The following is a 13,956-nucleotide window of genomic DNA, read 5'->3' on the forward strand; positions in this document are numbered from 1 at the left end:
CTTCCTTACAGTCCCAGAAGTTTCTCGGCATTTTTCCCCAGCATCAGTTCCAGATGTTCCTCGTTATCGCAGATATACCGGATTTTCTCTATCTCCTGTGCCTCGTCTCCGAACGGTGCGTCCGAAGAATAGAGAACTTTCTCAGGTCCTGCGATTTCATATGCCATCCGAATCACCGGCACATACGCCCCGCAGGTGCTAAGATAGAAATTCGGGATCTCCTTTGCCAACTGGCATGCTCTTTCATACATCATCGGCACGCCGATATGATATAAGATCACCGGCACATCCGGGAATGCCTTTGCCATCTCGGCCCATTTGTCCGGAATGGAAAACATATCTGACTGTCCGTGAACCACCACACATTTGTGATATTTGCGGCAAAGTTCAAAATACGGGTCCAGCACACTGTGCCGGTCTGCACTGTATCCAAACCGGATCGCATTCAGCTTTAATCCATAAAAATGGTAATCTCTAAAGCATCTCTCCAGCTGTTCCTCGCCATCCACATCCCACGGGTTGATCACCGCAAAGCCAATCGTCCTATCAGGGTATTTCACACAGCACTCATGGATATACTCATTATTAATCGTCTCCAGCTGGGAACATATCATACAGCGATCGACTCCCGACTGCTCCATAATCTCCAGTAGAGACTCCACTTTATAATCTTCTCCCTTTTTGACTCCGATATGAGCCAGCATATCAATGATCATTCCCTCACCTCCCGGTCAAGTCCAAAAATTCTGGCTGCATTTTTCCAGAGAACCTTTTCTTCTCCATCTTCAAAATTCTTTGCCGCATTTCTTACCTTTAAGAGTTCCAATGGATAATATCCGGCATCCGGTGTCCCGGTTCCCAGAAGCACCTGATCGATCCCGGCCGTCTTCATCGCACGGTGCGTATTAAAATCCATACTGGATGATGTCTCAAGATAGATATTTTTATGATCTTTCGCCACGCTTACCGCACTTGCGTTATCATATTGAAGTCCCATGCGGCCCATGATAATGTTCACATCCGGATAATCTTCCGCGATTCCTCCGAAAAATACGGGACTTGAGAATACTTCCGCCGCGCCGTAGCACCACACCACTGCGTGATACTTTCTGCAGACGTCCAAAAGCGGATAGAATACCTCATGCTCACAAAGCATATATCCATGCCGCAGCGGATTCATATAAAGCCCTTTGAACCCTTTATTGGCTAACGCATCCTCCAGCTCCTTCGCGCTGCCCTCCTTCCACGGATTCACAGTATAAAGCCCGATAAATCTGTCAGGATACTTTTTGATCGCCTGATATACCGATTCATTATCCTCACTTTCTGCGTAGCAGCTTATGACCGCGACATCGATTCTGGCCTCGTCCATTTTTTCCAGAAGCTCCTCCGCCCTGATTTCTTCTTTAAACCTGTGCTTTCCAATCGTATTTGATACATCAATAATCACATGAACACCTCCTAATGATCCTTTACCCAATCAGGACCAAACAGCATACCCAGCATTGTTTCCGCCGCAACACTCTCGATCAACGGCATCAGTGAATCCCGCACTCTGGGAAGTCTGACCACAAAGACTCTTTCTTCCTCGGGAATATCGGACGTAGTATACAGCATGACCTTCCCACCATGATCAAGAATAAAATGAAACATCTTCATCTCTTTTGTGCCTTCCTCAAACACCGGGAAAAACATCTGCGCCAGGTATTCTTCTCCCATCTTCGCACTGTGATACTGCCCATGAGCATAATCTGCACATTCCCATACTGCCGTACAGTTATGCAGGCCCTCGCGGTATGCCAGGGAAAGCTGCCTTGCTGTTGCCAATGATGTATTGTTCGCCAACAGATCGAAAAGTGTGATTCCCTGAGCAAACTCAAACATGGGACGCGAATTTTCCTCCCAATGCGCCAGCCAGTCATCCGCCCACGCCGCTGCCTGGCCTACCTCTTCCCAGAATCCATCGTCCAGTTCGCCGACGAGCCGATGAGCCAGGATATTTAAGATCAGCATCGTAAGCTCATAGGTTTTACTCGTAATGGAAACCTCTTTCTCAGCGCAGATTGGCAACGTAATATCCGCGATTTGGCTCAAAGCACTTCCTTCATTATTATAGATTCCGACTACGGTCGTAACCTCTTTTGCTTTTTCCACCAGTTCCACTACTTCTGCGGAATTTCCGGACTGGGAAACTGCGATTACCAGAGTCCTGTCGTCCAGTTGTCCAAATTGAAAACGTGATAGTTCAAATGAACTGAACGCAAGCGTCGGAATCCCCTTTCCCGTCAAATAACTGCGCACGGAATCCATAGCATAAAGGGAGCTCCCCATGCCGGTCAAAACGATTCTGTTCATCTTCCTGTCGTCAAATAAACCGGCGATGTGCTCAATCTTCCCGGCACCTTCCCCCCGGTAATACTCGGCAGTCTTATGCAGCAGCTTACCCTGCGTACAGACTTCGTCAATGAATCCGTTCATTCTCTCATGCCTCCTTTTCTTTTATATGTTTGTTTTTGTTCGTTTATGTTTTATTTATACCATTTTGCATCGGATTAGTCAAGATAATTTCACTAATTTATCATTTTTGTCTGTCATTTTTCTTAATTTTTCTACAAAAGTGAACTTTTAAAGTTCGATATAATACATATTTGTTCTTTTTTGTCTCAAACAGATTGTATTCTGCCAAAAGCTATGCTATAATTTTAATAAAAAATAACCAAAAAGTGCCTGATGCAAATACATACAGGCATAATGGGGTATCTCAAAGGAGAATAGTTATGATTCAAAACAAACGTCTGGAATTAATTATGGATATTTTGCAGCAGGAAAAAAGTGTAGACGTGAACCAACTAAGTGAAATGCTCCATGTAACTCCCAAAACCATACGTCTGGATTTAAAGAAACTGGAAAATGCAAATGCCCTGCAGCGTGTACATGGAGGAGCTGTTCTTGCCAATTACCAGGTCTCCTCTTTTCCCATTCTTTCCCACCGGCAAAGATATGCCACAGAGAAAGCTATGATCGCCAAAAAGGCCTTTTCCCTCCTGAAGGAAAATGATGTCATTCTGCTCGATGACGGAAGCACAACGCTGGAGCTGGCAAAACTACTGGGGGATTTCAAAATCACGGTGCTGACAAACGATATCTTCATCATGAACGAACTCATGTACAAAACAAACGTACACCTGTATGTCATTGGCGGGCTTCTGAAAAGAGACGGGGAGTCCTTCGTGATCAATGGAGAAGATTCTATTCAGTTCATAAAAAAATACCGCGTCAATAAGATGTTCCTCGGCGTAAGCACCATCGATATTGAAAACGGATTAATGATCTTCTATTATGGAGACCGTTCTACCAAGCGGGCTTTTATGGCCGCAGCCGATGAGGTAATCTGTATGGCCGATTATACCAAATTCAACCACTCTGCATTTACCCGGATTGCTGATGTGAAAGAGGTCGACACCATCATTACCGACCCCGCCCTCCCGCAGGAGGAAGCAGACAAATACCGTGCCTTAGGCATCAATGTGATTTATGCGGAGGCTTAAATGACAGTTATACCCAAGGGCATCCCGTATGGCCATTCGGCCGTTTCACAAGGTATACCCAAGGGCATCCCGTATGGCCATTCGGCCGTTTCACAAGGTATGCTTGGTAAAAGAAAACGAGATGGCTTTTTGCTCATCTCGTTTTCCATGTATAGTACTTTCTTTATACTACTTGCTTCTATGCAGTTCTTCTGTTCCCGTTCTCATCAATCTTATATTCTTTCCGGTTCTTGAACTCCTCCGTCTTACCATCATTCCAGTTCTGCACCGGTCTGTAGTATCCGGTAATCCTGCTGTAGACCTCCGTCGGCGCTCCGCAGATTGGACAGGTATACTGCTCACCTGTGATATAGCCGTGCTCCTTACAGATCGAATATGTCGGCGACATCGTATAATACGGAAGCTTATAATTCTCCGCGATCTTTCTTACCAGGTTCGCCGCTGCCTTCCAGGACGGCAGTTTCTCGCCCAGGAATGCGTGGAATACCGTGCCTGACGTGTACAGGGTCTGCAGGTTGTCCTGAATATCCAGCGCCTCAAAAATATCATCGGTAAAGCCGACCGGCAGATGTGAACTGTTGGTATAATACGGCGTTCCGCACTCTCCTGCCGCCGTAATGATATCCGGGTACTGCTCCACGTCGTGTTTTGCCAGGCGGTAAGCCGTGGACTCTGCCGGAGTCGCCTCTAAGTTAAACAGATCCTCGTACTCCTCCTGATAGTCAGAAAGCCGCTCACGCATATGATTCAGAACTCTCTTGGAGAATTCCTGGGTCTCCTTGTGCGTCATATCCTTGCCGATCCATTTTGCATTCAGACCTGCTTCGTTCATTCCCACCAGTCCGATGGTAGAGAAATGATTTCCGAATCCGCCAAGGTATCTCTTGGTGTACGGATACAATCCCTCATCCAGGAGCTTGCTGATGATCTTTCTCTTGATGTCCAGAGATCTTGCCGCGATATCCATCATGCGGTCCAAGCGACGCATGAACTCTTCCTCATTTGCAGAAAGATATGCGATTCTCGGCATATTGATCGTAACAACGCCCACCGATCCGGTACTCTCTCCACTTCCAAAGAATCCGCCGGATTTCTTGCGGAGCTCCCGAAGGTCCAGTCTCAGACGGCAGCACATACTGCGCACATCGCTCGGCTCCATGTCACTGTTAATATAGTTTGAGAAATACGGCGTACCGTATTTGGCTGTCATCTCAAAAAGCAGACGATTATTCTCTGTATCAAACCAGTCAAAATCACTGGTAATGGAGTAGGTCGGAATCGGATACTGGAATCCGCGTCCGTTCGCATCGCCCTCGATCATGATCTCGATGAATGCTTTGTTGACCATGTCCATCTCTTTTTTACAGTCCCCGTAAGTGAAGTCCATCTCTTTTCCGCCTACGATAGCCGGCTTATCCTTCAGGTCGTTCGGCACCGTCCAGTCCAGAGTAATGTTGGAAAACGGCGCCTGTGTTCCCCAGCGGGAAGGCGTGTTGACGCCATAGATGAACGCTTCAATGCACTTCTTCACTTCCGGATAGGTCAGATGGTCCGTCTTCACGAACGGCGCAAGGTAGGTGTCAAATGAGGAAAATGCCTGTGCACCTGCCCACTCATTCTGCATGATTCCAAGGAAGTTCACCATCTGGTTGCAGAGCACACTCAAATGCTTAGCCGGAGCAGAAGTGATCTTGCCCGAAATTCCTCCAAGTCCCTCCACAATAAGCTGTCTTAAGGACCAGCCTGCACAATATCCGGTCAACATAGACAGGTCGTGAATATGAATATCCGCATTCTTATGCGCGTTCGCGATCTCATTATCGTAAATCTCGGAAAGCCAGTAATTTGCAGTGACTGCACCGGAATTACTTAAGATCAGTCCCCCGACTGAATAAGTAACCGTAGAGTTCTCCTTCACACGCCAGTCGCTGACCTTCACATAACTGTTCACAATGTCTTTATAATCCAAAAGAGTCGATTTCATGTTACGAATCTTCTCCCTCTGTTTTCTATATAAAATATAGCCCTTAGCTACATCTGCATACCCTGCCTTAATCAGAACCTCTTCCACGCTGTCCTGAATATCTTCTACCTCAATAAGTCCGCCTTTGATCTTGGATTCAAAGTCAGAAGTAACATTGAGCGCCAAAAGATCGATCACCGTCGGGTGATATTCCTTCTCCTGCGCCTCAAATGCTTTCCTGATGGCCTCTGTAATTTTGGAAATATCAAATTCTGCTACTTTTCCGTCACGCTTTGCTACCTGATACATTTATTTATCTTCCCCTTTCTGTCATAGTACTGTTAACGCTGTTCTTTAATGATATCACTGCTTTTCTTCCTTGTCAACACAAAACAACAACATGTAGTGTGCGGTTTTTCAATGCAGAACTACATGTTGTTTCGTTTTTACTGATATTAACTATATTTTTGTAAATTTATCTGACACATTCCCGCTGGCGCCTCTCGGGAAATCCGCCTGTTTTTCCCAGAATTCAGCCATATTCCAGACAAATTTTATATAGCATGCTTCACGGAAAATACTTCAAACTATCTGACAATTTGAAAATATATCCTTTACGCTATATCCACACCCCGCACCGATACCTGCCCCACAAAGGGCCTCAGCATTTCTCTCCATCTGGCAAGATCCTCCGTCTTGCATGCATGGAGCCCTGAACGGATCACATCGCCGGAATCCACGAACTGCTGCAAATAATAGTTCTCTGCCCCCGCGATCCATTCTCCGATCGCCAGCATCGCCTCCTCGTCGTGAAATTCTTCTACCACCGTAGTCCGAAATTCATAGGGAAGGCTCCCTTCCATCAGGAAACTAACGCTTTCCTCCACCGGAGCCGTATCATATCCTTCGATTCCAATTGTCCGGCCATATCTTTTGCGGCTGTTCTTAATGTCCATCGCCACGTAGTCAAGCAGTCCCTTTCCCGCCAGATCCTTCAGCCGCTCGGGAAAACTTCCGTTGGTATCCAGCTTGACCAAAAGCCCCAGCTCTTTGATCTTAGAAATAAATCCTTCCAGGTCTTTTTGCAAAAGAGGCTCTCCGCCCGTGATACAGACCCCATCTAAGACTCCCTTTCGTTTTTTTAGAAATTCCAGGATTTCTTCCTCCGTATATTGGCCATTTTTGCGTGACACAATCGGCTGGATATTTCCCCGGTCAATTACCAGCGAAGCGTTGTGACAAAACGGACACCTGAAATTGCAGCCCCCGGTGAACACCGTACACGCCACCTTTTCCGGATAATCCAAAAGTGTTAATTTCTGCAAACCTTGTATAAGCATCTTCTTTCCTCTTTTCCCAAATTACGATTTTCTAATCTATCATTTTCTGTGCTTTCTCCATCATACACCATTTCCCTTAACATTTAAATTTTATTTTCTTAAAAATATCATTGATTTTCCCTCCGTTATTCTCTATACTCTATTATAGTTGCGCCAAAATGCTGATCTGGCACCCCGGCGCTATATTCTGAAATGTCAAACGGACCTTCAGACTACATAGAAAATTTTGAAAATACAAGGAGGTTTTATTATGCCATCGAATTTACCATTTACAGCCGAGCAGAAAAAGCAGATCTCCGCGCTGGGAATCGCCTGCTTCGGTGCAGTGATGTTTGCCTTCGGGCTTAATGTTCTGATCACACCGCTCTCCCTTTACAACGGGGGCTTTATGGGAATTGCCCAGTTGATCCGTACATTTATCGTAAGTACCTTTCATCTGTCATTAGGGCAGACCGATATTTCCGGTCTTGTGTACCTTCTGATCAATATCCCACTCATTTATCTGGCGTGGTCCAAGATGGGAAAGGCGTTCTTTTTCCGTTCCATCGTCGTGATCATCGTCCAGACAGCGGCACTTACCTTTATTCCGATTCCCAAGACGCCGCTGATCGAAGATTATCTGACAGCCTGTGTCATCGGCGGAATCATTGCAGGCGCCGGTTCCGGTCTGATCCTTCGCGGCGGAAGCTCCGGAGGCGGACAGGACATTCTGGGAATCTATATGACCAAACGTTTCCCCGGCTTCAGCGTCGGCAAGGTCGGACTAATGATCAACATCGTTGTATATAGTATCTGTCTGATGCTGTACAACATCGAGGTCGCGATCTACTGTCTGATTTACGGAGTAGTCTACTCACTGGCCTGTGACCATGTACATATCCAGAATATTAACGTCAGCGTTATGATTTTCACCAAGAAACCGGGCGTGGCACAGGAGATCATGCAGCAGACCGGACGTGGTGTAACGAACTGGGACGGTGCCGGTGCTTATACCAACCAGTCTTCCAACATTTTGATCAGCGTCATTTCCAAATATGAAGTGAACCAGATCAAACGAATCGTCCGTGAAATTGATCCGCAGGCATTTATGATCTTCACCGAAGGATGCCATGTAGACGGAAACTTTGAGAAACGATTGACCTAGTGCGCTGCAAGGCGTACCAAGCTTGGTAATCTCTAAAAAACGCCAACCGCTTATGCGGCTGACGTTTTTTGTTTTACTCAAAACATTCCCAGGGTCTCAGATTTTTTACCCTTTCTCCGGAACATTTCCACCTGTTTTCTATTTTATACCCAAGGGCACCCCGTATGGCCATTCGGCCGTTTCATAAGGTATTATCTTCCCATAAACGCTTCAATATCTTCCAGTTTTTTCGGCACCCCGGAAGTAATACATTGACAGCCATTTTCCGTGATCAGGCAGTTATCCTCCACACGGAAACCGATTCCCCACTCTTCATGGTAAATTCCGATATCCACGCAGAATACCATGCCCGGCTCAGTCATGCGTCCCTTAACGTCCACCACATCGTGTACATCAAATCCCACATGATGCGCGCCGCCATGCCACATATAGGTTCCGATCTCATCATAGCTCTTGCATACACCGGCCGCCTTTAACTGTTCAAAATTATACCTTCTGGCGATCTGATCCACCTCGGCCATCGGAATTCCCGGCTTTAAGATACTGAACATATGCTCAGAGGTATTATATGCACACTGATACAAAAGCTTCTGACGCTCTGTGAATTTTCCGTTACACGGCCAGCCTCTGGAAACGTCATTGATCTCATAATCCCATATTGCTCCCACGTCGTTGAGGATCATATCCCCGTCCTTAGCCTGCCCGCGGTATCCATTATAGTGAATACAGAAGTTATTGTCTCCCGCCGAGATAATGGACGGGAATCCCGGAGCAAGAACTCCGTACTGTGCCAGCGTATAATCAAACTCTGCCTTATACTGATACTCATACATACCCGGCTTTGACGCACGCATCATCGCCTCGATACCGGCCTTGGTGATGGTCGCCGCCTTCTTCATCGCCTCGATCTCACAAGGTTTCTTGATGGTGCGCTGTCTTCTGAGCTGCATATGGATATCTTTAAGCTGAATATACGGCCAATTCTCCTGAATCTTTGCAGCCATGCGAAATGCATCGCTTCCATCCTGACGGAAAGCTTCATCAAAATCCAGATAAACCTGCTTCACATTCCCCGAACGAAGAAGCACGCCCAGCTCCTCCTCGAACTGTTCCACATTACCATATTCCGTAATGCCGGAAATGTCCTGTGCCTCCTGCTCTTTGATCCTTCTCCCCGTCCAGCGCTCTTTTAAAAAATCCGGCGGCAGAATATACAGCTTTTCCTGACACTCGTCATCACCGACCAGAGCGGTAAATACCGTATTAGCCTGTTCAATTCCTGTCAAATATAAGAAGTTGCGGTTCGTAAAATACGGATAATCTTCATCGCTGGTCTTTCGCGGCGCACGCCCGCTGAATAAGATCACCAAAGATCCCGGCTCCACACTCCTATACAATGTTTTTCTGTTTTCTGCATAAAACTCTCTGTTCATACCCTTTTCCTCCATTGTAAAGGGGACAGCCCCCTTTTCTGAACTATCCCCTGTATTTTTTAGTTAAAGCTCTGCTCTGTACGGTTGATGATCTCGTCCTGGAGAGCCTTGCTTAAATTCCGGAAATGATCACTGTATCCGGCAACACGCACGATCAGATCCTTGTACTCTTCCGGATTCTTCTGTGCCGCGATCAGCGTCTCACGGTCGATGACATTGAACTGAATATGATGTCCGTCCATGTTAAAGTAGGAACGAACCAGGTTCGCCATCTGATCCAGCCCCTCCTCGCCTGCTACGACGCTCGGCGTAAATTTCTGATTCAAAAGGGTTCCGCCTGTCATCAGGTGATCCATCTTCGCACAGGACTTGATGACCGCAGTCGGTCCATTTACATCGGCCCCCTTCTCCGGTGAAATACCTTCGGAAACCGGAACGTGAGCCAGACGACCGTTCGCACTTGCCATCATCACGTCGCCAAAGTATACATGACAGGTGGTCGGAAGCATATTTACGCGGTAGGTTCCGCCCAGCATATTCTTTCTGCCGGTCACTTCGCTCTGGAAATACCCAAATACACTCTTCATGATATCATCTGCATAATCATCGTCATTTCCATATTTCGGAGTATGGTTCTTCACCAGGTTCAGGATCCGCTCATGACCCTCGAAGTTGTCATTTAAGGCAGCCATCAGTTCTTCCATGGTGAACTTCTTCTCGTCATAAACGTTATATTTTACAGCAGCCAGACAGTCGGTGATGGTTCCGATTCCTACGCCCTGCAAATACTTGGTGTTATATCTTGCACCACCTGCATTGTAATCCTTTCCTTTGGAAATACAATCGTTTGTAATGATAGAAAGGAACGGAGACGGCATGTATTCAGCAAAAATCTTCTCGATCACATTGCTTCCTTCTACTTTGATATCGATCAGATATTTCATCTGCTTCTTAAACGCGTCGAACAATTCCTCATATGTTGCGAAATCCGTCGCATATCCCAGCTTTAACCCGAGCTGCTTTCCGGTCATCTTGTCAAAACCATTATTCAGCGTCAACTCAAATACCTTCGGGATATTGAAATATCCTGTCAAAATGTATGCTTCATTTCCGAATGCACCGGTCTCCACACAGCCGCTGGTACCGCCGCGTCTTGCGTCCTCCAGGCTCTTTCCTGCATTTAACAGTTCCTGAATGATCGCTTCGGTATTGTAAAATGCCGGCTGTCCCCAGCCCTTCCTTGAAATCTCACAGGCTCTCTTTAAGAACTTCTGCGGAGTCTTGCGGCTGATCTGTACATTGGAGCTTGGCTGAAGCAGTTTCATCTCATCCATACAATCCAGGATCAGATAACTTACATCATTCACGCCATTTTCGCCGTCCGGCGTGATGCCTCCGGTGTTGAGGTTTGCAAAATCCGTGTAGGTACTGCTCTCTTTCAAGGTGATACCTACCTTCGGCGGTGCCGGCTGATTGTTGAATTTCACCCACAGACACTCCAGAAGCTCCAGCGCCTTCTTCTCATCTAAGATTCCCTCTTCCGTATCCTTCACATAGAACGGATTCAGATGCTGGTCAAAACGTCCCGGTGAGTAGGCGTCCCACGGATTCAGCTCCGTCGTTACTCCCAGATGTACGAACCAGTACATCTGAATAGCCTGCCAGAAGGTCTCCGGTTTGTGAGCCGGTACCACATCACAGTTAACCGCAATCTGAAGTAACTCTTCTTTCCGTTTCGGATCCGCCTCTTTTTCCGCCAGTTCTCTTGCATAGGCTGCATATCTCTCGCCCAGCTTCATCACAGCGTCACAGGCTTTCGCCATTGCGCGGAGCTGATTTCTTTTATCAAATGCTTCCACATCGTTCTTGAAATCCAGTGCGTCAATGGCTTTCTGAATCTCTTCCTTATAATCCAGAAAACCTTTCTCATAAATCTTAACAGATCCAACCGTATGTCCCGGCCCTCTCTGCTCCATGAACTCGGTAAAGATACCTGCCTCATAGCAGTCCTTCCATTCCTTGGTCATATTTGCAAGGATCTTGGAACGCGTGGAGCGTTTATCCCAGTACGGGATCACAACCTCTTCCTGATAGCTGTAATCCTCCTCTTTTACGGTAAAGTTAATCAGGTCACGATCATTCATAACATGCATATCTTCCACAGTGTGGCAGCAAAGCTCCGGGAAGGTAGGCGCCGCCTGCGGACTGTCGCCTTTTTCTCCGACAATCAGTTCCCCGTCGCCAAAGTAAAGCGTCTTTGCCGAGAAATAGTCGTAAAGAACCTGGGCACGAAGTTCGGGAATCGATAACTGTCCCTCATACTTCTTGTATGTCTCGGTCTCAATCTTTGCTCTCTCCAGGTCAATATGCGGCTGGGTCGTAAGACTTGTCTCGCGAAGTGCCTGAACTCTTGCATTCATTCCTCTTTTTTCCATTGTACTAACCTCCTATTTTTGTATTATGAAATCCTGCCTGCTTGAATAAATCGGCAAAATGTTCCATTTCTTCCTGATCCGGCGTTCTTAATTCTTCTCCGCCGTATGCTTTCTCCAAACGCCCGTATTTGCTGCTTCCGGTGTTGTGATAGGGAAGCAGATTCACCTGAGCCACCCGGATCTGGTGTTCCTTCAGCCAGTCGATCACAAGCTGCATACTTCTATCGTCCGCATTCACTCCTCCAATGGTAGGAATACGGATATAGATTCTTGCCCCATCGCGGGAGAGTTTTTCCAGATTCTCCAGAATCAAAGTGTTGTCTACTCCAATATATTTCTTATGTACCTCGTTGTCAATCGCTTTTACATCATAAAGGAAAGTATTTGTATAAGGCAGGATTCGTTCAAAACGCTCATAAGGCACATAACCGCTGGTATCGATCGCGACCGTGATTCCCTGCCGGTCCAGCTCTTTCATTAAGGCTTCAATAAAATCTATATCCGAGCACATGACTTCTCCGCCGGATAACGTCACCCCGCCGCCGGACTGTTCATAGAACATCTCATCTTTTTTCAATTCCTTGACCAGCTCTTTCACCGTGTACTCTTTACCCGCCACCTCACGGATATTCATCAGACAATAGTCTACACAGGTGCCGCAGCCGTCACAAAGCCCGTGGTCAGTCACTGCCTTCCCATCTATAATCTGAATCGCCTTCTTCGGACAGGCGCCTGCGCAGGCTCCGCAGCCGGTACATTTCTCACGATTGGTAAGAATCTGGCTTGCAAATAGCTGCGTCTCCGGATTGTGACACCATACACATCTCAAAGGACAGCCCTTGAAAAATACGCTGGTCCGTATCCCGTCGCCATCGTGAATGGAGTATTTCTGTATATTTGTAACTAACGCCATACCGTCGTCTCCTTTTTCTTCTTTAGACCATAGTTTGAACTTTGGTCTAATTATAACATCGTCCCCTATTTACTGTCAATAATATGGGTTGTACTTCATCACAATTTTTGACGGATTTCAGAGAATTTTTTAGAGGGACGGATACCGATCCGTCCCTCTACTGCTTAGCGCCAAGACAAGGTTCCACCATGCCTTCGCTCATGCATGCTTGGCAACCAAATGACAGGCCACCTTGTGTCCCGGCTCTACCTCTATGAACGCAGGCGCCTCTTTTCTACACTTTTCTGTCGCGTAAGGACAACGTGTACAAAACGCGCAGCCTACAAATTTCTCCGTCCTCACCGGCTGCTCGCCGCTCAGTGCTGCGAACTCCTTCCGCTTGATATATGGATCGGGTGCTGATGCGAACAGCGCTTTTGTGTACGGGTGCAACGGCTTTTCAAATAAGCGCTCCGTATCCGTTTCTTCCACCAAAGACCCAAGATACATAACGCCCACTCTGTCAGAAATAAAACGCACCACACCAATATCGTGTGAAATAAAAAGAAGGCTAAGTCCAAGCTCTTTTTTGAGTTTCATCAACATATTCAGGATCTGCGCCTGAACCGAAACATCAAGCGCGGATACCGGTTCATCACAGACGATCAGCTTCGGCTGGATAATGAGTGCACTTGCGATTCCCAAACGCTGCACCTGACCGCCGGATAATTCATGCGGAAACCGGAAATAATGCTCTTCCGACAGGCCTACCCTCTGAAGTGTCATGATTACCTGTTCCCGCCTCTTTGCCGCATCGTGCATTCCATGAATCAACAGGATATCTTCTAAAATATCACCGATACGCTGGCGCGGGTTCAGTGCAGAAAGTGTATTTTGGAACACCATCTGTAATTCCTGTCTAAGAGGACGGAATTCCTTCTCACTTAATTTGCAGATATCTTTTCCACCGTAAAAAATGGAGCCGCTGTCAACCTTTGTAAGTCCAACAATCGCACGACCTGTGGTAGATTTCCCACAGCCGGATTCCCCTACCAGTCCATAGGTCTCTCCTTCTTCAATAAAAAGCGACATATTGTCTACCGCATACATATGCTCTTTCGGCGTAAACAATTTTCCCATCTTCCCATAAATCGGATACGTTTTCTTCAAATTCTGAATCTCAAGCAAATGATTCCCCATG

At 46.7% G+C, this 13,956-nt stretch carries 10 protein-coding genes and 1 pseudogene; 2 read left to right on the plus strand and 9 right to left on the minus strand.

Annotation, left to right across the window (positions count from 1 at the left end):
- Positions 1–5: 5 nt before the first annotated feature.
- Genes ABXS75_16815 through ABXS75_16825 form a run of 3 tightly spaced genes read right to left on the minus strand, consistent with a single transcriptional unit; the run spans position 6 to position 2,478 of the window.
- Complete coding sequence (locus tag ABXS75_16815) at positions 6–716, minus strand: amidohydrolase family protein (protein XCP84690.1); 711 nt, start codon at positions 714–716, stop codon at positions 6–8.
- Positions 713–1,450 carry an amidohydrolase family protein gene (locus tag ABXS75_16820; GenBank protein ID XCP84691.1) on the minus strand — a complete coding sequence of 246 codons (738 nt, stop codon included), beginning with the start codon at positions 1,448–1,450 and terminating at the stop codon, positions 713–715. Before ABXS75_16820 ends, ABXS75_16815 begins: the two co-directional genes overlap by 4 nt.
- An 11-nt stretch (positions 1,451–1,461) precedes the next feature.
- Positions 1,462–2,478, minus strand: coding sequence for an SIS domain-containing protein (locus ABXS75_16825; protein ID XCP84692.1), 1,017 nt, complete (start codon positions 2,476–2,478; stop codon positions 1,462–1,464).
- 299 nt (positions 2,479–2,777) lie between these two features.
- Between ABXS75_16825 and ABXS75_16830 the strand changes: the two genes are divergently transcribed.
- On the plus strand, positions 2,778–3,548 hold the full coding sequence (locus ABXS75_16830) for a DeoR/GlpR family DNA-binding transcription regulator (GenBank protein XCP84693.1): 771 nt from the start codon (positions 2,778–2,780) through the stop codon (positions 3,546–3,548).
- A 220-nt stretch (positions 3,549–3,768) separates the two neighbouring features.
- On the opposite strand, the pseudogene ABXS75_16835 reads toward ABXS75_16830, so the two are convergent.
- Together ABXS75_16835 and ABXS75_16840 are read right to left on the minus strand one after the other, a co-directional pair.
- A pseudogene (locus ABXS75_16835) lies at positions 3,769–5,820 on the minus strand (ribonucleoside triphosphate reductase).
- Positions 5,821–6,125: 305 nt separating this feature from the next.
- Entirely contained in the window at positions 6,126–6,851 is a 726-nt protein-coding gene (locus tag ABXS75_16840) for an anaerobic ribonucleoside-triphosphate reductase activating protein (protein ID XCP84694.1), read from the minus strand.
- Positions 6,852–7,101: 250 nt separating this feature from the next.
- On the opposite strand from ABXS75_16840, the gene ABXS75_16845 reads away from it, so the two are divergent.
- Positions 7,102–7,995: a YitT family protein gene (locus ABXS75_16845; protein XCP84695.1), complete on the plus strand. Its 894-nt coding sequence runs from the start codon at positions 7,102–7,104 to the stop codon at positions 7,993–7,995.
- Positions 7,996–8,186: 191 nt separating this feature from the next.
- Here ABXS75_16845 and ABXS75_16850 read toward each other — a convergent pair whose 3' ends face one another.
- The 4 genes from ABXS75_16850 to ABXS75_16865 all read right to left on the minus strand — a co-directional run bounded on the left by ABXS75_16850 (position 8,187) and on the right by ABXS75_16865 (position 13,955).
- Complete coding sequence (locus tag ABXS75_16850; GenBank protein XCP84696.1) at positions 8,187–9,428, minus strand: aminopeptidase P N-terminal domain-containing protein; 1,242 nt, start codon at positions 9,426–9,428, stop codon at positions 8,187–8,189.
- Positions 9,429–9,487: 59 nt separating this feature from the next.
- Positions 9,488–11,863, minus strand: a complete 2,376-nt coding sequence (gene hypD / locus ABXS75_16855; GenBank protein ID XCP84697.1) for a trans-4-hydroxy-L-proline dehydratase — start codon at positions 11,861–11,863, stop codon at positions 9,488–9,490.
- A gap of 4 nt (positions 11,864–11,867) precedes the next feature.
- A complete protein-coding gene (locus tag ABXS75_16860; GenBank protein ID XCP84698.1) occupies positions 11,868–12,776 on the minus strand; it encodes a trans-4-hydroxy-L-proline dehydratase activase in 909 nt (302 codons plus the stop codon).
- Between the two features lie 198 nt (positions 12,777–12,974).
- The gene (locus ABXS75_16865) at positions 12,975–13,955 is read right to left on the minus strand and encodes an ABC transporter ATP-binding protein (protein XCP84699.1); all 981 of its coding nucleotides are present in this window, start codon (positions 13,953–13,955) and stop codon (positions 12,975–12,977) included.
- Position 13,956: the final 1 nt, after the last annotated feature.

The sequence above is a fragment of the Roseburia hominis genome (genome assembly GCA_040702975.1).
Lineage (GTDB): Bacteria > Bacillota > Clostridia > Lachnospirales > Lachnospiraceae > Allocoprococcus > Allocoprococcus hominis_A.

Coding starts and splice junctions, on each gene's coding strand:
- ABXS75_16865 (XCP84699.1), bottom strand. CDS start 13,955: ATGGGGAATCATTTGCTTGAGATTCAGAATTTGAAGAAAACGTATCCG.
- ABXS75_16850 (XCP84696.1), bottom strand. CDS start 9,428: ATGAACAGAGAGTTTTATGCAGAAAACAGAAAAACATTGTATAGGAGT.
- ABXS75_16830 (XCP84693.1), top strand. CDS start 2,778: ATGATTCAAAACAAACGTCTGGAATTAATTATGGATATTTTGCAGCAG.
- ABXS75_16815 (XCP84690.1), bottom strand. CDS start 716: ATGATCATTGATATGCTGGCTCATATCGGAGTCAAAAAGGGAGAAGAT.
- hypD (XCP84697.1), bottom strand. CDS start 11,863: ATGGAAAAAAGAGGAATGAATGCAAGAGTTCAGGCACTTCGCGAGACA.
- ABXS75_16860 (XCP84698.1), bottom strand. CDS start 12,776: ATGGCGTTAGTTACAAATATACAGAAATACTCCATTCACGATGGCGAC.
- ABXS75_16845 (XCP84695.1), top strand. CDS start 7,102: ATGCCATCGAATTTACCATTTACAGCCGAGCAGAAAAAGCAGATCTCC.
- ABXS75_16825 (XCP84692.1), bottom strand. CDS start 2,478: ATGAACGGATTCATTGACGAAGTCTGTACGCAGGGTAAGCTGCTGCAT.
- ABXS75_16840 (XCP84694.1), bottom strand. CDS start 6,851: ATGCTTATACAAGGTTTGCAGAAATTAACACTTTTGGATTATCCGGAA.